Source organism: Methanomassiliicoccales archaeon, assembly GCA_035527755.1.
GTDB lineage: Archaea > Thermoplasmatota > Thermoplasmata > Methanomassiliicoccales > UBA472 > UBA472.
Map to the genome: position 1 here is coordinate 56,833 of DATKZX010000004.1, position 19,318 is coordinate 76,150.

Genomic DNA, 19,318 nt, shown 5'->3' on the forward strand with positions numbered 1-19,318 from the left:
ACCTAGTGGACAGGGTTTATGTGCACTCGTCTGCACCCGCCACCAATATCTTCCCCTGGACCGTCTTACCGTCGGGGATCGTTGCTCCAGGACCGAGAATGCAGTCGTGCACCTGACAATCCCGGCCGATCGCTGCCCCCTCCATGAGGATGGAGTTCACCACCGATGATCCCCCCATTATTCGAGACCGGGGTAGAGCACATACATGTGGGCCTACATGACAATGGGACAAAATAGATCCATCCAGATGATTCCGGCCCGACAGCTTGACCCCTTCGATAACCGCGGGGTGTTCCTTGTCCTGTCCGTTGTCGATCAGCACCGCCTGCGCCCTGAGATAGCTCTCAGGAGTACCGCAGTCCACCCAATATCCGGAGAAGCGGTGGCCATAGAGCCCTTTCTCCAGGACCAGAGGGAACACGGACCTCTCCAATGAGATCACTCCTTCACCGATTAGGTCCACGATCTCCGGTTCGAAACAGTATATTCCGGCATTTATGAGGTCGGACCTTGCCGTTCCCGGCGTCGGCTTCTCTTGGAAATCGATCACGCGATCGTTCCGCAGACCTACAACTCCGAAGGCTGTGGGATCGGGCACCTGCCATAGCGCCAATGAACCCATCCCGCCCTTTGCTCTATGAAAGTCCAGAAATCCCTGCATGTCCAACGAGCTGACGATATCTCCATTGCAGCACAGGAATGTCCCATCCAGATACTGGCGTACGTTCCTTATCGCCCCTCCAGTCCCTAGGGGCTCGGTCTCGTTCACCAGTACTACCTTCCTTCCGCAGTCGTTCCTACGGAAATATTCCTCCAGGGCGTCCTTCATATAGCTGACAGCCAGGACAACTGTGTCGACCTGCTTCGGCAGGGAATCTATGATGTGCATGACCAGCGGTCTGCCGAGAAGGGGTACCAAAGGTTTTGGCGTAGAATATGTTAAAGGCCTCAACCGGGTGCCCATGCCCCCGGCCAGGATCAGTGCTTTCATTAAAGGTATCAGAGAGGGGAGATGCTGACGACGTTGTTCCCCCGCAGGATGACCATGCCCAATCGTCGGACCTGGTCCGCATTGCGTTCCTCGGTATCTTCCAGCACCATGTTCATGTACTCGTCGTAGCCGGTGAGCTTTCCTTCCAAGACGCGGCTGTCTTTGAGCAGGAGTGACACCTTCTTGTTCAGGGTCTTCTCCATTAGCGCTAGAGGCATTACCATGTTATCACTCTGGTAGGCATTGTACCCCTTTCATTTAAACCTTTTCGCCTGGTAACGACAGAGCCATCATGCCTTAAAGGCCAATGGCCCATCGCCTAAGATGTCGTTTCGAACGTAATCGACGTAATCCTCCTGCAGGACCAGGTCTGAAACGCTCACCAAGCTCACGCCACCTCTGTATGACGACCACGCCAGGGGGGCGGTGAAAGGAGGTATACGGGTGATGGCCCAACCGTCCAGGGCCCTAGTGTTCACTGTTTTATTTTTAATTCCATCCACTCCTTTATTTCTTCCTTCCTAGTACTTCCGATGCCGAAATATTCTGAGAACTTGCGGTTTGTGCTGAGGGATAGCGTCTGTCCCACACGCTTACTGGTGATCAGACCGGTCTGCCTCAGTATCTTGACCCGCTCATAGACACCGGACCCCAGCATCTTTGCCAGATCGCTCTGCAATATCGGCTGATTGTAGGCGATTATGGCCACTGTCTTCAGTACGTCCGGGGACAGTTCCTGCTCAGCGAAGGGCAGGGAGTAATGGTTGAACTCCGAACGCAGCTGCATGGAATAGCGCTGGCCGATCTTGACCACCTCTATGGCCGAACCGCGCTCCTGATACTCGCCCTCCAACCGCTTTAGTTCACGCCTGACGGCGTCCGGGCTGAGATCGCACATGTCAGCAATATCGCTGGCCCGCAAGGGCTGCGATGCAGCGAATAACACGGCCTCCACAGCTCCCTTCTCCAACTTACATCACCATTTCCATCGAGGGCAGGGACACCTTGACCTCCTGTCCGTCGACCAGCTGGCCTATGTCCCAGGGCAACTTGATCTCCAGATATATCTGACCGTATGGCAGCTGGTCCTGCCACAGCGATATCTTGCCAGTACGTGCCAGGAACAGCAGGGAGACGAATACTTTGATGCGGTCCTCCTTATCACCCTCGAACAGGTCCTCTAGGGCGATGGGGCCGTTGCCGCACCTCATGATCCGGGCCCAGGTGTCAGTGATGTCCTGTTCCTGATCGTCGTTGTGGCTTTTTCCGTCGAACTTTCCTTGCGCCTTAAGCAGTTGCTCCCGAACCCTCTGCCGGTGCAGTGCCACCTCCACCTCCTGTTGGGCGGTATCAAAGGCATCCAACAGTTCGACGAGCGATACTGGACGAGAGCAGTGGTGGCGTACGACCTCGGTCAGTTCCACGCCCTCCGGCACGGTCATTTCGATGTCCGGAAGGGCCGGTTCCACGAACTGTTCCATATTGTCCATGTCCCAATCGGCGAAGAATACCTCCTCGCGGCGATCGTTGAGATTCAATACCTCCTTGGACTGCATGTGCAGAATGCTCCAGGCCATGTGCATGAGCTTGCCTGCTACGATGAAATCGACCTCTTCCGAGTGCATCTTCTGCCCATAGAGCTGGGCGAACTTCATCAGGTCCACGTCCCAAGGATCGAGGTCGTTGCTCAGCACAAGCTCGAAGACCAGCTGCAGCGAGCGGTCTAGAGGTTCCCGTCCGGTCAGCTGCAGTTCGTCCTCGGCCGAGTGCAACAACCCCAAGTAGCGGTCTATCTTCTCCCCACCGCGTCCCTCGTCGATCAAAGCCTTGTGGAACATCAGGTGTCCCAATACGTTGTCCAAGCTCCCACTCTCAATCATTCCCCATCCCTCCTAACCTTCTCCTCAGGTAACCCGATCACGTTCTCCAGCTCGCTGAGATCGCCGATGTTCGGCTTGACAATGACACAGCTGATACCCCCGGCAGGCTTGGTCACGCCGATGATGTGGTCGGCCTTTTTCAGAGTGACCTTTCTTAGGGATATCTGCACGAACTGAGCGGTGGCACTGCTCTTCTTAACCCGGTTTGCCACCATCTCTGCGTTTACTGCATCCAGGAACATGTCCACCTCATCCAGCAGATAGAATGGTGAAGGCTGCCATTCCTGGAGCGCGAAAATGAACGCCAAGGCGGTCAGGCTCTTCTCTCCGCCGCTCAAAGCCTCTAACCTCAATACCTTACCGTTACGTGGCCTAGCCTTGATTATCAGACCGCCCTGGAACGGTTCCTGCGGATTTTCCAATAGAAGCTCCGCCTCCCCGCCCCCGGACAGTTCCGCGTATACCCGACGGAAGTTTGTGTTGACAGCGTCGTACACCTTCACCAGGTTGACCTTCTTCTTTTCGTTCAGCTGGCCTGTCAGTGCCATCAGTTGGTCCCGCTGGTCCTCCAATCTCTTGGTCTCGCCACGTAGCTCGACGTGCCTGGCCTTCTTATTATCGTAATCTTCAATGGACCTCAGGTTGATCGCCCCCATACCATTAAGGGCGTTCTCGCATAGCGCCATCTCGGAGCGGATGTCATCCAAGGATGGTAGAGGAAAATGGACCGTAAGGTTGTGCTGGGCGATCTCCTGCTGCAGTTCCCTCAACCTCTCTTCCCCGGTCTTCAGTTTAGTGTTCAACCCGATGAGGAAGTCATTGGAGGTCTCTAACTTGACCAATACCTTTTCCCTGTCTGCCTGGGCCTGTCCCTTGTGACCGAGCAGCTTCTCCTTGGCGTCCCTCAGGTCGGTGATCTCCTGACCCATGGAATCCTCGATCTTCTTCAGGGCGGACAGCTCGATCTTGAACTTGTCCTCCCTCTCCCCGGCGACCTTCGCCTGAGAACCTAGCTGGCGCAACTTTTCCTGCCACTGCGCCTCCTGCTCGGACATTTCCTTCGAACGCTGCTCTCGAGCATCGTTCCTCATCTTTAGAGATTCGTGGTCGGAACGCTTGGTGGATAGTGATTGAGAGGTGCTTACGATCGCAGCCTGTACCTCTCTCAATTTCTGCGAAAGTTCCGCAGGAGCGATCTCCAGCAACCGATCGGACTGGACATCCCGTTCTTCCTTGACCTTGACCAGTTCCCCATCCAACTTGGTGACCTGCAGGCCAAGCTCGGCTGCTTGCGATAGAGAGCGTTCCCGCTCCGCTTGCTTGGCCACAGCGCCCTCGGTCACCCTCTTCAGGCGAGCCTTTTGTTCGTTCAACTGCTTCTGCAGACCTTCCAGCTCGATGCCTTTGCCCCGATCGGCCCCGCTGATCTCCCGGATACGGGACTCCAGATCGGCCACCTCTTGCCGCAGGGTGAGCAGCTCGGTACCCACCTTGTCCGCCTGGTCTGTGGCCTTCCTCAATTCATCGGCCACTTCGTCCGTTTTGCCCTTTCCGGAGCCGAACTTGAGCTTACCGCCCGCAACGGTCCCGCCCACCATCGCACCCGAGGCCTCTATGAGCTCCCCGGTGACAGTGACCAGCCGCACGCCGCCCATGAGCCTTCGGGCCTGCTGAAGGGTATCGACCACGACGGTGTCCCCAAAGACGTACCAAAATGCGGCACGATATTGCTCATCGAACTTGATCAGGTCGATGGCGAAACCGGCGGCCTCCCTCTCGGCTAACAGGGCTTTGCCTCTGGGCTTGCCATCCAGCATCTTGTTCAGCGGAAGGAATGTAGCGCGGCCGAGGTCGCCACGTTTCAGATAATTGATGGCGTTGGAGGCCACTTCGTCGTCCTCTACGATTATGGACTGCATACGTCCGCCGGCAGCGGTGTTTAGAGCCACCTCGTACTTGGGGTCCACATCGGCCAGTTCGGCGATGGTGCCGTGAATGCCTTTCATCTCGCCGCGGTCCCTGGCCTCGAGTAGGCTTTTGACCGCCCGGTTATAACCGCGCGCCACGTTCACCGCGGCCTCTTCTTCGGCCTTCAGATGATTGTATTCCCGGGTAAGATTGCGCACCGCCTGCTCCAGCTCGACCGCCATTTTAGTGAGCTGTCCTTCCCGGTTCTTTTTAGAGTAAAATTGCTCCTGCATCGATTTCAGAGAGCCGGAGGAGTCTTTCCCCTGCTTACCCAGCTCTTTGATCCTCCAATCGAGGTCCTTGACCTCGAATTCCGCAGTTCCCTGATCGGTGCGCAGGACCTCGAGCTCGGCACCAAGGTCCTGGGATAATCTCTCCAGCCTCTCCTTCTCCAGTTTCTTGGCATGGAGTATCTCGGACATCTCCCGGATGCGCTTGTCCTGCTCCTTTACTTCCTTTTCCAGTACCGATAGTTCACTATCATAGGAGCTGAGCTCGCCCTGAAGCTTTTCCTGCTCCGACTGTAACTTCTTAACCTTGGCCTCCAAGGTCATGAGGTCGGCCGCGGCTGCGGAAAGGGCTGCGATCTGCCCCTCCTTATCTTGGAGCATCACCTCTCTTTCCTGAAGCAGCTCCTGGACCTCCTCTTCGACCTCGGTCATCTGATCTCGGGACCGGTCACGCTGGTCGGCCGCTCTGGCCACCTCCACCCGCAGCCCGTCCATCCTCTCCTTGAGGTTCAGGAACTCGTTGCCGCCCTTGGCCTTCAGCTCCTCCTCCTTCTTTTGGAACTGCTCCTCGATGGAACGTATCTGAGCCTCCAGCTCGGTCCTTCGCACTTTTAAGGCCTCGATCTCCTTGTTGTAGGATCCGATCTGCTCGCCTATGGTGCGTATCTCCAGCTCCGCCCCTTCCTTTCGCTTATGGGCCAGACGGGCTTTCGCCAGCGCCAAACGGTCCTTCATCTCCAGGTACTTGAGCGCAGCTCCACGTTCCTGTTCCAGCTGACGGATCTGCTTGTCCAGTTCACCGAGGATGATGGCGATGCGTTCGATGTTGTCCTGTGCGGAGCGTTTCTCCCCATCGGCCTTTAGTATGTCCTCATCGAACTTGGCGATGCCGGATATCTCATCCAGGACCCGTCTCCGTTCCAGAGTGGACATCTCTACGATACGGGTGACATCGCCCTGCTGGACCAGGTTATAGCCTTCGGCGCTGATGCGAGAGCTGGAAAGAAGGTAATCGAACTCCGTCAGGGTGGATTTGCGATCATTGACGTAGAAGTAGGAATTGTAACCATCACCGGAATCGGACAATTTGACATACCTGGTCAGTTTGACCATGTCCTCGTCAAGCGGTATCATACGGTCGGCGTTATCGAAGACCAGTGATACCCTGGTATGATTGGCGGGCTGCTTCACATTACCGCCGTTGAATATTAGATCGGAAAGTTTGCCGGCGCGGATGGCCTTGGAGCTCTTGGGCCCAAGAACGAAAAGTATGGCATCTGATATGTTAGACTTGCCCGAACCGTTGGGGCCAGTGACCGCGGTGAACCCGCTGAGCATCGGTATGGTCAGCTTCTTACCGAAAGACTTGAAGTTCTCTAATTCGATGTGCTTAAGATACATGCCACACTCTCTGAGGAGTGCGAAGGTGCTCTATCCCACTCGCCTTCGCTCGAGTGCATCCCATCCCGAGTCCGACATGTGTCGGACATATAAAGTATATTTTGTGGTATATAAATAATTTGTCTTGTTGATATTAATACCCAGAGATGCACAAAGAGCATGATCGCTACTACCTGTTCGAAGAGATCTCTCACAGATCCGTAAAACCCCAGACATTGGCCAGTGAAAAGTGCGTGAATAAAATCTTGAAGTGACGATGTGTCAGACAAAACGTACAATGAGGTAGAGACCTCCCGGTCGTCGACCTATTTACCGCCGAACCAGGACCGGGCCACTTGGACCAGGCGTTCCTTCCGGAAGTATTGACGGATCTCGGGGTCATCTATCCGACGTTCACGGTTCACGAACGCAGTCATAAATCCCATAGGCAAGGCCAAGCCCTGGTAATGCGGAGGGAAGCGCAATCCGAAGTACAATCCAACGGTGACGACGAGCAACGGATGGTAATCCAGGCGGTACATTCCTCTCCCCCAGTGGAAATACCCTTTCCAAGCCCCCTCCTTATTGAATCCCAGACGGGTCTCGCAATAGCCCGTGGTGGTAAGCACTTTCTGCCTCTTGCCCATCTTGTATGATTTGACCAGCAGCACCGTGTCGGGGGAGATGCTGACCGGATATCCGCCAACGGATACTAGGAAATCACGTCGGTACAAACGGTTGTCATTGAAGCCGATGATGATGTCCCCTGAGGGCTGGGTCGGCACACCTTGCTTTTGACCGTCGACCTCAAAGCTCTCCTCACCGCAGACTATCACCAGCTCCTCGTCCATATCCAGAGCTTGGGCGAGTTTCAGAAAGTAATCGGTGTCCAGGTCCACCGTGGCGTCCACCTTGGACAGGTATTGGAACGGGTGCCCTCCTTCTTTCTCCAGAATGAAGGACAGCCCATCGTTCACCCCACGAGCGAAGTTCATGTGGCCATGCCCGGGAGCGTATGTCTTTTGAGGAATGACCGATACCCAATTCAGATCTGAGAACAGTTGCTCGGCTGCGGTCAAACTGCCATCAGAGCTCTCACCGACCACGATGACCCAGAGGTCAGGACGTAGCTCCTGCGATAGTACGGTCCGTCGCAAACGGTCCAACTGCTCCCGCTCGTTTCGGATGGGGGTTATCAGGGCCAACCGCTTTCCGGACATGGTCTCTCCATCGTCCGATTGAGCACCTGGGTTCATATAGTTGTCGAGGCCAGGAGATGTTTTTATACATTTAACGTGGATAAAGGGGGGATGCTCGTGTCCATAGTCCTCAAGATCAGGAACGAAGAGGATAACATAGCAGATGCCCTGGATTCCCTAGTGGTTCAGGAAGGTCCCATTGAGATCATCGTCGTCGATGGCAACAGTACCGACGACACCCAGAACATCGTGAGAGAGTACGGGTCCCGCTTTCCGTTCGTGCACCTGTATGTGGCCGGAGGCACCAGAGGGGACAGTCTGAACTTCGGTTTGTCCAAGGCGACCGCCGACATCATCGCCCTGACCGACGGGGATTGCATCGCCAACCCCAACTGGGTGAAGGAGATACGCCACTGCGTTGTCGATAGGGGAGCGGACATGGTGGCAGGAAAGAGCATCAACATCGGCCTGAACGCGTGGGAGAAGCTGGACCGAGTGGAGCTCTACAACAAGGGCTTCGATTGTACCTGGCCCGGATGCAATCTGGCCTTCCGTAGGAAGGTCTTCGAGACGGTGGGGGGCGTAGATCCCTGGTTCATCACCGCCGAGGATATCGATTTTAACATCCGGGCAACAAACGCTGGATTCAATCTGGTGTACAATCCCAAGGCCATCATCTACAATCGTACACGGGGAACGGTCTACGGATTCTTCAACCAGGCGTTCTGGAACGGGGCTGGAAGGAAACAGCTGACCCTGAAGCACGGCTCCCTGTGGACCAAGTACGATCCCTTGCGAATGTTCCGTCAACATATGACCTTCTGGGCCTTGATGAGGCTGGTGTGTGCTTGGATGGGCTACCTGGCCTTCAAGTTGTTCGGGGAACTTCACCCCAATAGCAAAGCCTGACAAGCATTATTAGCCAGTTCGGGTTATTACCCCGGGAGTTTGAATAAAATGGACATCAGTGTCATCATTCCTACCATGAACGAGGAAGAGTCCATCGGCCAGGTCATAGACAGTGTGAAACTGGCCTTGAAAGGCTGGAATTATGAGATCCTGGTGATCGATACCAACTCCAAGGACCGCACCCGAGAGATCGCCGGAGAAAAAGGGGCGACAGTGGTGGAGGAACCCCGGCGAGGTTACGGTCGAGCGTACAAGACCGGTTTCGAAAAGGCCCAGGGGAATGTGGTGGTCACTTTGGATGCCGACTGCACTTACCCTGCAGAAGATATCCCGCAGTTATACAACATGCTTTTTGACCAGGACCTGGAATTCATCACCACCAACCGTTTCGCGAAATTGGAGAAGGGAGCCATGACCACCAAGCACCGCCTGGGCAACTTCCTCTTGACATTCACTTCCAACATGCTCTTCGGGGTCAAGATCAAAGATTCCCAGAGCGGGATGTGGACCTTCCGTAGGGAGGTGCTCGGACGCATCGTCCTCACCGACGATGGCATGCCCATGTCGGAGGAGATCAAGATAGAGGCCTTCCGCAAGGTTCGAAGCCGGGAGGTACCGATCGCCTATAGGTGTCGTGTGGGCGAGGTAAAACTCTCTAGCTGGAAGGACGGTAAGAAGAATCTTATGTTCCTTTATAAAAAACGTTTCGATCGCGCTCACAGGTAGGTGACGGCGGTCCTTAGAGCCTCTCGGAGAACGTCCTTCGCTCCAGGGGTGTAAATGCAGGCCGAGGGATGGTAGGTCACCATCACCTTCAGTTCCAGACCGTTCAGCTCCACATCGAACAGTTTATTGGCCGAATCCTTCATGACCACCTTTCTACCCAGTAGGCCCTCGGCGGCGCTGATGCCCAATGCCAGCACTAGACGTTTATCTGCCAGTTCCTCTAACAGATACGGGCGGCAGGCCAGCGCTTCCTTCGGAGAGGGGCGACGGTTCTCCGGCGGTCGGCATTTCACCGTGTTAGTGATCATCACTTTCTCCCTGTCCAGGCCGGCCTCCTGCATCAGCTTGTCCAATGTTCTTCCCGCCCGTCCTACGAAAGGTCTTCCGATCTCGTCCTCGTTGGCCCCGGGAGCCTCCCCTACCAGAGCCACCTTCGACAAGCGATCGCCCGATGGCGGCACCACTTGAATACGTCCATGCCATAGGGGGCAAAGACGACATCCCGGGTCCAGCGACATTTAGTTCCCCAAAATATCGCTGGCGGCGATCAGGGACCTCATGTCCACGCCCATCTTGTGCAGGACCTCCCTTCCACCCTCCTCACGATCCACAACCGAGAAGACGGTGTCGACCACCGCTCCCGCTTGGCGGAGGGTGTCCACGGCATATACCGCTGAACCGGCCGAGGTGATTACGTCCTCCACCACTAGGACCGTCTCGCCCGGGGAAAGTTGCCCTTCGATGAGCTTGCTGGTGCCATGGTCCTTCTTCTCCTTGCGTACCATGACGAAGGGTATGCCGGTCCTCAGGGACAGGGCCACGGCCAATGGGATCGATCCCAGGGCGACCCCGGCGATCCGCTGGAAGCCGTGGTCAGGCCCCATGTCCTTGGCCATCAGCTCCGCTGTTAGCCCCAGGACCTTGGGGTCGGTGGTGGCCCTCTTGATGTCGATGTAGTATCTGCTCTTCTTGCCCGATGCCAGGGTGAAATCCCCGTATAGGATGGCCCCACAACCTACCAGCGCGTTCTTCAATTCCTCGCTCATATGATCACCAAGGGACCTTCTTCAGTCCCAGCTTGAAGCCGATGATGTTGACCCCCCGATGCAAGATCGGGGTTATCAGAAGCACTGCCAGTAAAGACACCCAGCCATCGTTCCGCCAGAAATTGTCCAGGAACCAGTCCGGGAACAGCAGCAGCACCAACAGTATCGATCCCAACAGGAAGTTGTATTGGTCCATCAGCGGTGCCTTGTTCCCTCGACCGATGTTCAACCGGCGCTTGATCATGGACCCGACCAGGTCCCCGGCCAGAGAACCCACCGCCAGCACTATCACCACTACCAGGTTGGTGGGGAAGCTGCCGAATCCGAAGAAATCCAAACGGTCGAACGGGAACGCCAAGTAAAGCTGGATTATGCCAAGGGATATCCCGGCGCAAATGCCCCCTATCAGACCGCGCCAGGTCTTTCCGTCGCCAAGCAGGCGCTTTCCCCTCCACGAGCGTCCCATATCCACTGGCAGGCCGCCACCGAACACCACCGCTGCCGAGTTGGGCAGGAAGGAAGGCAACATTAGCCAGAATCCTAGGAGAGCCAGTAGGAGGAGGTCCATAGGCGCGAATTCCCCCAGCCGGTTATGAACCTTTCGACCCCTCTCTTTCGCGGAAGAACTGCTGGATATCCTGCAGCGGCCTTTCCGTGGGCACCAGGTCCAAGCGGTCGGAGAACTGGGTTATGCGGCGGTCCAGGACCAGAGCGGCCCCTACGTCGCTCTCCGTGCGTATCAATCGTCCAATGGCCTGCTGCAGCTTTCTTATCGCCGGTCCCTTCACTGTGTATTCCCAACCCTTACGGAACCTCAGTTCGTAATAGTGCAGAAGCGCCCTCTGCCGGGCCGTGGGCCTGGGATATGGAATGCCGATGACAATGGCCAGTTCCAACTCGTCCTCGGGGAAGTCGATGCCTTCGCTGATGCGTCCTCCCATCACTGCGAATAGGACCTGACCTTCGATCCGTCCTTCTTTGAAGCGGGTGACCACGTCCATCAGCTCCAGCTGGGCCATGCCCCTCTCCTCGAGATGCACCTTACGGGAAATGCGTCGGGAGACGCCGTCATTGACAAAACGGTCCATGAGCGAATACGATGGAAAGAACACCACAGTGTTCCGGCGCACACCGTTGCATACCTGGACAACGTGATCCTCGATGGTAGCGACCATGTCCGGGCCTGATTGCATCTCCTCGTACTTGGTGGACACGTCCTCGACGTAGAACACCCGGCGATTCTCCTTGGGAAAAGGCGTGGGGAAGATCATCAGACCGGTCTCCAGGGGCAACCCTATGGAGTCGCGGTACTCGTTGAGGGGAACGAGCGTTCCGGACATGTGAACGCTGCCTCCGCACCCTAACAGTGATGATGTGGTCACCACCGGATCTATGCAATATGCCCTCAGGCAAGGATTATCGCCGCCCATGACCAGTTTCACGAAGCAATCCTCGTCCAGGGTGAACCAATAGCTTAGGAACGCCCCCAATGAATAAGTGAGGGAACGGGGAAGGCGGCCTTGGGAGAAGCGGGACTCACGGATGATCTCTCCCTGCTCCATGAGCAATTTGGACATGGCCATGAGCGAGTGGGAGGATGCTGTGAAAGTGGACATGAGATTCTCCTCCAGGAACGAAGGGGGGATCAGACCGTCCTCGTCTATCAGGTAATCACGCAGCGCTTCGTCCAAAACGAGGGAGCATGCCTCGCACACGTCGTGGACCCTGACGCCCTTGGCCAATTCGGGGTCCCCGAACTCCTCCACCTCCTTGATCACCATGTCCAGCATATATCTGGACAGCTGGAAGCTCTCGATCTCACGGGTGTAATCTGGGAGATTGTGCGCTTCGTCCACAATGAGCAGCACATCCTCCATGGAACAGTCCATCCAATCCATGAGGGAGTTGCGGATGAAGGGCATGAAGAAATATGCGTATGGCGCCGCAACCACCCTGGCCTCTTTGACCAGCTCCTTCATCACCTCGTGCGGGCAGATGTTCAGCGAGTCGCAGTGATCGATCAGCTCCTCGGCCGTGGGCAGCGTACTCCTACAGTGGTCCAATAACTGGTTCATATCCAGTTCCTGAAGCCCTTTGAAGAATCGGCAACCACCAGGTCGGTCTTCCAGCACCCTTCGTCGCTTGTCCCGGCATATCCTTGAGAGCTCCTCTGGCGTTCCGGCGCTCAGCTCCTTGTCGCGACGGACGAGAGGGCAGGTGCCCCCCCGACCCTGTATGGCCACACCGAAAATGGGAGCCTTCTCGTTGATCTTACGCAATTCCAGGATGACCTGTTTCTCTTGAGAGTTCGTCCTGGTCAGATAAAGTACTTTTTTGCCACTGGCCAGGGCCGCTTGGAGCGTTCCGGCCAAGGCACAGACCGTCTTGCCGCTCCCAGTGCCGCTTTCGAGCACCAGGTGCCCTTGGTCCAGCATGGTCCGCTCCACAGTCCTTACGAACTCAGCTTGGTTGGGACGGGGAGCATAAGGGAAAAGTTCCACGTCCGTCAGATGACAGCTTGGATAAATATGGTTGTCATAGGTTCACCGAAAGTGAACCCGGCCCTTCGATCACTTGGCTCTCTGCCAATGGTCGTCGGGGATCTCGTCGTACACCGACGCGGAGTCGTCCAGCATCGCGCCCATTATATTGTTGGCGTTGATGAGCTGAAAAATTCTTTCTTTTCGGAATAGCCAATAATGAATGCGCCATTCCCGCCCGTCGTACAGAGTGGTCTCTTCCCTCTCAGTGGTAAGTATTCCGGTGTCCTCCAACTGATAGAAGGCGTCCCTGTCCTCCGGTTCCAGGATATTGTCGATTATCCTCTCGCTATAACCAAAGAAATTCAAAACGTGTTGGGCCATGGACCGGGCCTGTTCATCGGGCATGCCATCGCGGTCTATCCCGTTCTTAATTGCCAAGGACAGGTCCTCGACGGTCAAAGTAGTGCATTTTCCATCAAAACATATTTCAAAAGAAGCTTCCAAATCAGATCCTCCATTGCTTCCCAAAATCTCCAAATTCCCTGCACTCACATTTTCCACAATGGTGAAGGGGGCCGATTTTCGCGCCCCCTTGCTACCTAAAGGAAAAGATCGAGATGTACCACTTTTAATGCCTCTCATCTAGAAATCCCTCAGTATAACGCTGATGTTGAAATGCAATTGAAAAAAACTCACACTTTCTACATTATTTATAGTTTTGTTATTCGCCAAGAACCTCGGGTCGCCTAATATATATTATTATTTTATATATAATTAAAAAACATATTAAAATATTGCTAAATTAAACATTGAATGGCCTATGCACAAAATATACATATCAAAGGTTGTAGAATGTTAGCAGAATTTTCGGTCATACCGATAGGCTCAGGGACGAGCCTTAGCATGTACGTAGCGGAGTGTTTACACATTGTGAACGATAGTGGGTTACGATATCAGTTGACCCCCATGGGCACGATGATCGAAGGGGATGACGAGAAGGTCATGGCCGTGATATTGCGTTGCCACCGACGGGTTTTGGAGATCAGCGACCGGGTGGCGACCAACATTAAAATTGACGAACGAAAGGGACGTCACGACGAGATGGAACGAAGAGTGAGCAGCGTGATGGAGAAACAGGCCTGGCAATAGAAGAAAGGGTTTGGAAGGTCGAGGGCGGTTACCCTCAGATGTTCATGTATTCCCTATTGCGCATGTGGCTGAGGACCAGGGATCGGGCGTCCTTGAAGTTCGGCAGGGCTTTGAGCTCCTCCACCACCTTCTTGCCCACTTCCTGATCGACGGATATGAGCATCAGCGCCTTGCCACCCTTGTCCGCCCTTCCCACGCCCATGCGGGCGATGTTGATCTCCCGCTGTCCCAGCAGGGTGCCGATCTTACCGATCATGCCCGGCATATCGTCGTGCTTGGTCAATAGGAAGTCGCCCTCCAGTGGCATGTCCAGGTCGAACTCGTCCACACCTATGATGCGGCACAGGTCCGAGGGGAACACGGTACCGCGCACCTCTGCCTTGTTGCCGTTGGATGATATGCGCACCACCAGCATGTTGGTGTAATGGCTGCTCTCGTCCACCTTGGCCTCGACGACCTGTATCCCCTTATCCCGGGCAATGCTGCTGGCATTGATGATATTGGTGTTCTCGCCCACCATGAGGGACAGTACACCGACCAGGGCCGAGACCGTCACCATTCGGGTATCCAGGTTGGCTATCTCCCCGTGGCATTCCACCTCGATCTTCTTGATCGGTCCGTCAGAAAGCTGGACGCAGAATGCTCCCATCTTTTCGGCCAGGCTCATGAAGGGGGCCACCTTTGGGTCCACCCGGCTTATCGGGACATTGACCGCGTTGGTGATCTTGTTGTCCACCAGGAACATCTTGACATGTTCGGCCATCTCGATGGAAACCTTCTCCTGTGCCTCCTTCGTAGAGGCACCGAGATGCGGAGTTACCACCAAGTTATCAAGGGTCATGAGCTTGGAGCCTTTCGGCGGTTCGGTCTCGAACACGTCGAGTGCCGCTCCGGCGATGCGGCCGCTCTTCAGCGCCTCGTACAGCGCATCCTCGTCTATTATGCCGCCGCGGGCGCAGTTGATGATGAGCGCCGAAGGTTTCAGCATCTCCAGCTGGTCCTTGCCGATGAGATGGTGGGTGGTAGGGGTCAACGGCGCGTGTATGGTGACGAAGTCCGCTTCCTCCATGACCTTCTCCAACGGCAGTATCCGTACGCCCAGCTTGACCGCCATCTCCTGAGATATGAACGGGTCGTACCCGACCAGTTTCATCTGGAATGACTTGGCCCGCTTGGCCACCTCACCGCCGACACGCCCGATACCTACGATGCCCAGGGTCTTACCCAGGAGTTCGACACCGGTGAACTTGCTTCTCTCCCACTTCCCAGCCTTGACCGACGCATCGGCCCGCGGGATGTTGCGGGCCAGGGTCAACATCATGGCCATAGTATGCTCCGCGGCCGAGATGATGTTGGCAGAAGGAGTGTTCATGACCAGGATGCCGTGGCGGGTGGCCGCGTCCACGTCCACGTTGTCCACGCCCACGCCGGCCCTGCCTATCACGCGGAGCTTCTTACCGGCATTGACCACCTCGGCGGTCACCTTGGTGCCGCTGCGGACGATCAGCCCGTCGTACTCCCCTATGATCTTGAGCAGATCCTCGTGCGGTATCTTCGGTCGAACGTCGACCAGGACACCGGAGTCTCTGGTAAGCATCTCCAGGCCTTCTTTGGAAAGTTCATCGGTGACTAATAACTTCATGCCATCTCCTCCATTACCTCATCCATCACGTTCAGCAGGTCCTGTATGTCTTTCTCGGACAGGTCACCCATGTGGCCAACGCGGAACGTCTCATTCTTTACGCTACCATATCCAGGCGATATCTCAAATCCCTTTTGCCTCAGGCGCTTATCGAACTCTTTGAAGTCCATGCCGTTCAATTTCACCACGGAAATGGTGTTTGAACGGTAGCCCTCCTCGGCGTAGAGGCCCAGACGTTTGGAGGCCCATTCCCTGACCATGTCAGCCATCCGCTGATGGCGGGCGTAGCGGTTCTGCACCCCTTCCCTCAATATCTTGTCCAATTGGTAGTCCAACCCATACATCAGGGATACTGGTGGGGTGGTGAGCGGAAGGTCCTTGTCCGCCAGTCTCTTGTACTGCATCAGATCTAGGTAGTAACCGCGATACTTCACTTTGGCCGCCTTTTCCATAAGGCGATCGGAGGCGCAGACCACAGCCAATCCGGGTGGTAGGGCCAATGCCTTCTGGCTACCGAACACTAACGCATCCAGGTCCAGCTTGCGCGGCTTCAGGTCCACCGCACCAACCGAGGTCACTCCGTCGACCATGATCAGAGCCTCGCTCTGCTCCCTGATGCCCTCAACGATCTCGAATAACGGATTCAGTACTCCGGTGGATGACTCGTTCGATACTACGGTCACCGCCTCCACGTCCTTCTCCAACTTACCGGCCACGTGTTCTTTGCGCAGGGCCTTTCCCCACTCGGCGCTGATCTTCTGCACCTGTTTACCGTTCTCTTGAGCGATCAATTGCCAGCGGTCCCCGAAGGAACCGTTGGACAGCCCGGCCATCTTGTTCTCCACTGCGCTTCGCACGCAGCCCTCCAAGAACCCGGAGGCCGAGGCCGGGGCTAGGAACACCTCTGTGTCCACGTCAAGGACCTTGCGGATCTTCTCCACGACCCCGTGCTGAAGGTCCTGGTAGTCCTTGCCTCGATGGACCATCATGGGTCTGTTCATAGAATCGAGAGTGTCCGGAAATACCTCCACCGGACCAACCGTGAAAAGTCTCCTGTTCAATTGAATCCCCTCATAGTGAACGCTTACCATCAAATATGTTTTGCCTGCCGGAACCCTCGGCAGACCCCGATGTCGGTCGGGTGACGTTAGAGGGTAAAAAACAGGATTTGAAATATGTTTCCATGCCCGCTCACTGGCGCAGTAGGCGGTTCAACCGGGCCACGGCCTCGTCCACATCTACTGAATCGATGCCGTAATGGGTCACGAAGCGCACTCGACCGATGCCGAACTCGAAGACCTGCACCCCGATCTTTCCCAATCTGTTGACACAGGTCTCAGCGCTCATTCCAGTACCAGTGATATCAGCCATAACGATGTTGGTCTCGACCGCATCCATATCGACCTCAACACCAGGAAGTGATGACAGCCCCGATGCCAGCCTCTTGGCGTTACTATGGTCGTCCCTGAGCCGCCCTACCATCTTCTGCAACCCCACGATCCCGGGGGCGGCGATGATGCCGGCCTGTCTCATACCCCCTCCGACCATCTTTCGGTTCCTTTTTGCCTGCTCGATGAACTCCGCGTTCCCCACAACCATCGAGCCTACCGGGCATGATAATCCCTTGGACAGGCAGAAACTTAGACTGTCCAGATGCCTCATGTAGTCCTTGACATCGACATCCAGGGCTACAGCGGCGTTGAATATTCGGGCGCCATCACAATGGACCTTGAGGCCATGATCGTGGGCTACCTTGGCCACGGCGGCGACCTCTGCCGGGGTCCACACCGATCCGCCTCCGCGGTTGTGTGTGTTCTCTATGCACACCAACCGAGAGATGGGGTAGTGCAGGTCGGGGATCCGAATATGCTCCTCCAACTGCTCGGGTGAGAACTTACCTCTGGTCCCCGGTATCAGACTGGGGATCGCACCCACCAATGCCGCTATGCCCCCCAGTTCGTAATAGTAGATATGGGCTTCCGATTCCATAAGGACCTCGTCCCCTCTCTGACAGTGGGACATCAGTGAGACAAGGTTGCCCATGGTACCGCTGGCCATCAGTAATGAGCCTTCGGTACCGAACATCTCGGCTGCTATGGCCTGCAGCTGGTTGACCGTGGGGTCCTCGGCTTCCACGTCGTCCCCCAGCTCGGCGGACGGTATGCTATCCATCATCTCCTTGGTAGGCAAGGTGAAGGTGTCGCTCCTAAGATCAATACGGCGCAAATCAACCTCTCCAGCCAGCGCGATAAGGGGCAGTGGATAAATAGTTAGCGACCCGCCTCTATGAAAGGTTGATATGTGCCCTGATCGGTACATTGTTCCCATGAAAGTGGACCTCGTGGATATTTTGGCCTGTCCGGCCTGCAAGCACCACCCATTGAAATTGACGGTGGAGCGGGAGGCTAACGGGGAGGTCATCGATGGTATGTTGGCCTGCGCGTCGTGCGGTGCGCGCTATCCGATCGAGGAAGGCATCCCCAACCTCCTACCGCCAGAATGATCAAAGTTTGGCCAGGGCGACCTTGATGCGGGACATCCCTTCCCTGATATCATCTCGGCTGGCAGCGTAGGACAACCTGAACCTGCCCTCTCCAGCTGGACCGAAGGCGGAACCGGGAGTGATCGCTACGTGCGCCTCTTCTAAAAGATATGCGGCCATTTCCTCAGAGGACATATCGAAATCGTAGGAGGGCATCATGTAGAACGCCCCGCTGGGCATGGGGCAGTTGAGCGCCGGAATATCGTCCATGAGCGAATACACGAGATCCCTTCGGACCTTGAACTCCCCCTTCATAGCCTGGACCGAAGCCTGCGGCCCGTTCAAAGCCTCTATGCATGCCTGTTGCACGAACGACGTCACACAGGTGATGGACTGGGTCTGTAGCTTGTTCAGCTCTTTGAAGATGGGCGCAGGTGCCACGGCCCATCCGGCCCGCCAGCCGGTCATGGCATAGGTCTTCGAGAAACCGTTGACAGTGATGGTGCGATCGAACATGCCTGCCAACGAGGATATGGAAAGGTGCTCCCCCTCGAACACCAATTGATCATATATTTCGTCGGCCAGGACGAAAAGGTCGTGATCATTGGCCAGGTCCGCTACGCCCTTGACGTCCTCTTTTGTCAGCACGGCACCGCAAGGATTGGAGGGGGAGTTCAGCACCACCAACTTCGTCTTTTTGGTTATCTGTTCAGCTAAACTCTCCGGCGTCATGCGGAAAGCCTTCTCCGATGACAATTCCGCATAGCGTACCTTCCCGCCAGCAAGTTTAGCGCAAGCCTCGAAAGTGCCCCAGGCAATGTCCGGTATCACGACCTCGTCGCCGTCGTCCACCATGGCCAGCATGGTCATGAAGATGGCCTGCTTGGTCGGGGTGATAAGGACATTGGAAGCCTCACAGGGAATATTATTGATCCAGCGGCACCTTTGGGACACCGCCTTGCGCAGTTCGGGAATGCCGGCCGAGGGCGTATAGTAGGTGAAATCGTTGTCCAAGGATCGCGCGCAGGCGTCCTTGATGTTGTCAGGGGTATGGAAATCTGGCTCCCCCATCGAGAACGAGATGATGTCGACCCCTTCAGCCTTGAGCTTACTGACCAGGTTGGCGATCTTCACCGTCCCGGATTCGGGGACGTTCTCCATCCTTCTCGCGAACATCACGCCGAGGAACGAGCCCAATATCTTTATGCTTTTCTCAATGCCTGATGCCAATCA

20 protein-coding genes are annotated in these 19,318 nt (G+C 55.8%); 4 read left to right on the forward strand and 16 right to left on the reverse strand.

Annotation, left to right across the window (positions count from 1 at the left end; all coding sequences use genetic code 11):
- Window positions 1-16: 16 nt before the first annotated feature.
- The 7 genes from VMW85_01620 to VMW85_01650 form a co-directional block, all read right to left on the reverse strand.
- Window positions 17-991 (reverse strand): NDP-sugar synthase, encoded by a 975-nt coding sequence (locus VMW85_01620; protein ID HUT26734.1) that lies wholly within the window; start codon window positions 989-991, stop codon window positions 17-19.
- An 8-nt stretch (window positions 992-999) separates the two neighbouring features.
- The gene (locus tag VMW85_01625) at window positions 1,000-1,215 is read right to left on the reverse strand and encodes an LSM domain-containing protein (protein HUT26735.1); all 216 of its coding nucleotides are present in this window, start codon (window positions 1,213-1,215) and stop codon (window positions 1,000-1,002) included.
- Between the two features lie 66 nt (window positions 1,216-1,281).
- Complete coding sequence (locus tag VMW85_01630) at window positions 1,282-1,470, reverse strand: hypothetical protein (protein HUT26736.1); 189 nt, start codon at window positions 1,468-1,470, stop codon at window positions 1,282-1,284.
- Entirely contained in the window at window positions 1,467-1,946 is a 480-nt protein-coding gene (locus VMW85_01635; protein HUT26737.1) for an SMC-Scp complex subunit ScpB, read from the reverse strand. The genes VMW85_01630 and VMW85_01635 overlap by 4 nt, the downstream gene beginning before the upstream one ends.
- Before the next feature lie 16 nt (window positions 1,947-1,962).
- A complete protein-coding gene (locus tag VMW85_01640; protein ID HUT26738.1) occupies window positions 1,963-2,871 on the reverse strand; it encodes a segregation/condensation protein A in 909 nt (302 codons plus the stop codon).
- Complete coding sequence (smc, locus tag VMW85_01645; GenBank protein HUT26739.1) at window positions 2,868-6,470, reverse strand: chromosome segregation protein SMC; 3,603 nt, start codon at window positions 6,468-6,470, stop codon at window positions 2,868-2,870. The genes VMW85_01640 and smc overlap by 4 nt, the downstream gene beginning before the upstream one ends.
- Before the next feature lie 305 nt (window positions 6,471-6,775).
- Window positions 6,776-7,705, reverse strand: a complete 930-nt coding sequence (locus tag VMW85_01650; GenBank protein HUT26740.1) for a glycosyltransferase — start codon at window positions 7,703-7,705, stop codon at window positions 6,776-6,778.
- 54 nt (window positions 7,706-7,759) lie between these two features.
- Between VMW85_01650 and VMW85_01655 the strand changes: the two genes are divergently transcribed.
- Window positions 7,760-8,557: a glycosyltransferase gene (locus VMW85_01655; protein HUT26741.1), complete on the forward strand. Its 798-nt coding sequence runs from the start codon at window positions 7,760-7,762 to the stop codon at window positions 8,555-8,557.
- A 48-nt stretch (window positions 8,558-8,605) separates the two neighbouring features.
- A complete protein-coding gene (locus VMW85_01660) occupies window positions 8,606-9,283 on the forward strand; it encodes a glycosyltransferase family 2 protein (GenBank protein HUT26742.1) in 678 nt (225 codons plus the stop codon).
- Here the strand turns inward: VMW85_01660 and VMW85_01665 are convergent.
- From VMW85_01665 to VMW85_01685, 5 genes are all read right to left on the reverse strand, one after another.
- Window positions 9,274-9,801 carry a uracil-DNA glycosylase gene (locus VMW85_01665; GenBank protein HUT26743.1) on the reverse strand — a complete coding sequence of 176 codons (528 nt, stop codon included), beginning with the start codon at window positions 9,799-9,801 and terminating at the stop codon, window positions 9,274-9,276. The two genes, VMW85_01660 and VMW85_01665, sit on opposite strands and share 10 nt — an antisense overlap.
- Window positions 9,802-10,329, reverse strand: coding sequence for an orotate phosphoribosyltransferase (gene pyrE, locus VMW85_01670; GenBank protein ID HUT26744.1), 528 nt, complete (start codon window positions 10,327-10,329; stop codon window positions 9,802-9,804).
- 4 nt (window positions 10,330-10,333) lie between these two features.
- Window positions 10,334-10,897 carry a CDP-2,3-bis-(O-geranylgeranyl)-sn-glycerol synthase gene (locus VMW85_01675; protein HUT26745.1) on the reverse strand — a complete coding sequence of 188 codons (564 nt, stop codon included), beginning with the start codon at window positions 10,895-10,897 and terminating at the stop codon, window positions 10,334-10,336.
- A gap of 22 nt (window positions 10,898-10,919) precedes the next feature.
- Window positions 10,920-12,830, reverse strand: a complete 1,911-nt coding sequence (locus VMW85_01680; protein ID HUT26746.1) for an ATP-dependent DNA helicase — start codon at window positions 12,828-12,830, stop codon at window positions 10,920-10,922.
- Between the two features lie 69 nt (window positions 12,831-12,899).
- Window positions 12,900-13,316, reverse strand: coding sequence for a DUF6015 family protein (locus VMW85_01685; GenBank protein HUT26747.1), 417 nt, complete (start codon window positions 13,314-13,316; stop codon window positions 12,900-12,902).
- Between the two features lie 348 nt (window positions 13,317-13,664).
- Here VMW85_01685 and VMW85_01690 point away from each other — a divergent pair, with 348 nt between their 5' ends.
- Window positions 13,665-13,961, forward strand: coding sequence for an MTH1187 family thiamine-binding protein (locus VMW85_01690; protein HUT26748.1), 297 nt, complete (start codon window positions 13,665-13,667; stop codon window positions 13,959-13,961).
- A gap of 34 nt (window positions 13,962-13,995) precedes the next feature.
- On the opposite strand, the gene serA is transcribed toward VMW85_01690, so the two are convergent.
- From serA to VMW85_01705, 3 genes are all read right to left on the reverse strand, one after another.
- Window positions 13,996-15,603, reverse strand: a complete 1,608-nt coding sequence (gene serA / locus VMW85_01695) for a phosphoglycerate dehydrogenase (protein ID HUT26749.1) — start codon at window positions 15,601-15,603, stop codon at window positions 13,996-13,998.
- Window positions 15,600-16,664, reverse strand: a complete 1,065-nt coding sequence (locus tag VMW85_01700) for an alanine--glyoxylate aminotransferase family protein (GenBank protein HUT26750.1) — start codon at window positions 16,662-16,664, stop codon at window positions 15,600-15,602. The genes serA and VMW85_01700 overlap by 4 nt, the downstream gene beginning before the upstream one ends.
- 130 nt (window positions 16,665-16,794) lie before the next feature.
- Window positions 16,795-17,829: a GntG family PLP-dependent aldolase gene (locus tag VMW85_01705; GenBank protein HUT26751.1), complete on the reverse strand. Its 1,035-nt coding sequence runs from the start codon at window positions 17,827-17,829 to the stop codon at window positions 16,795-16,797.
- Window positions 17,830-17,929: 100 nt separating this feature from the next.
- On the opposite strand from VMW85_01705, the gene VMW85_01710 reads away from it, so the two are divergent.
- Entirely contained in the window at window positions 17,930-18,106 is a 177-nt protein-coding gene (locus VMW85_01710; protein ID HUT26752.1) for a methytransferase partner Trm112, read from the forward strand.
- On the opposite strand, the gene VMW85_01715 is transcribed toward VMW85_01710, so the two are convergent.
- Window positions 18,107-19,315 carry a pyridoxal phosphate-dependent aminotransferase gene (locus VMW85_01715; GenBank protein ID HUT26753.1) on the reverse strand — a complete coding sequence of 403 codons (1,209 nt, stop codon included), beginning with the start codon at window positions 19,313-19,315 and terminating at the stop codon, window positions 18,107-18,109.
- Window positions 19,316-19,318: the final 3 nt, after the last annotated feature.

What these genes read in the sequence shown, in the direction of transcription:
- VMW85_01650 (HUT26740.1), bottom strand. Translation starts at nt 7,705, where the DNA reads ATGAACCCAGGTGCTCAATCGGACGATGGAGAGACCATGTCCGGAAAG.
- serA (HUT26749.1), bottom strand. Translation starts at nt 15,603, where the DNA reads ATGAAGTTATTAGTCACCGATGAACTTTCCAAAGAAGGCCTGGAGATG.
- VMW85_01620 (HUT26734.1), bottom strand. Translation starts at nt 991, where the DNA reads ATGAAAGCACTGATCCTGGCCGGGGGCATGGGCACCCGGTTGAGGCCT.
- smc (HUT26739.1), bottom strand. Translation starts at nt 6,470, where the DNA reads ATGTATCTTAAGCACATCGAATTAGAGAACTTCAAGTCTTTCGGTAAG.
- VMW85_01660 (HUT26742.1), top strand. Translation starts at nt 8,606, where the DNA reads ATGGACATCAGTGTCATCATTCCTACCATGAACGAGGAAGAGTCCATC.
- VMW85_01690 (HUT26748.1), top strand. Translation starts at nt 13,665, where the DNA reads ATGTTAGCAGAATTTTCGGTCATACCGATAGGCTCAGGGACGAGCCTT.
- VMW85_01640 (HUT26738.1), bottom strand. Translation starts at nt 2,871, where the DNA reads ATGATTGAGAGTGGGAGCTTGGACAACGTATTGGGACACCTGATGTTC.
- VMW85_01710 (HUT26752.1), top strand. Translation starts at nt 17,930, where the DNA reads ATGAAAGTGGACCTCGTGGATATTTTGGCCTGTCCGGCCTGCAAGCAC.
- VMW85_01655 (HUT26741.1), top strand. Translation starts at nt 7,760, where the DNA reads ATGCTCGTGTCCATAGTCCTCAAGATCAGGAACGAAGAGGATAACATA.
- VMW85_01625 (HUT26735.1), bottom strand. Translation starts at nt 1,215, where the DNA reads ATGGTAATGCCTCTAGCGCTAATGGAGAAGACCCTGAACAAGAAGGTG.
- VMW85_01665 (HUT26743.1), bottom strand. Translation starts at nt 9,801, where the DNA reads ATGTCGCTGGACCCGGGATGTCGTCTTTGCCCCCTATGGCATGGACGT.
- pyrE (HUT26744.1), bottom strand. Translation starts at nt 10,329, where the DNA reads ATGAGCGAGGAATTGAAGAACGCGCTGGTAGGTTGTGGGGCCATCCTA.
- VMW85_01675 (HUT26745.1), bottom strand. Translation starts at nt 10,897, where the DNA reads ATGGACCTCCTCCTACTGGCTCTCCTAGGATTCTGGCTAATGTTGCCT.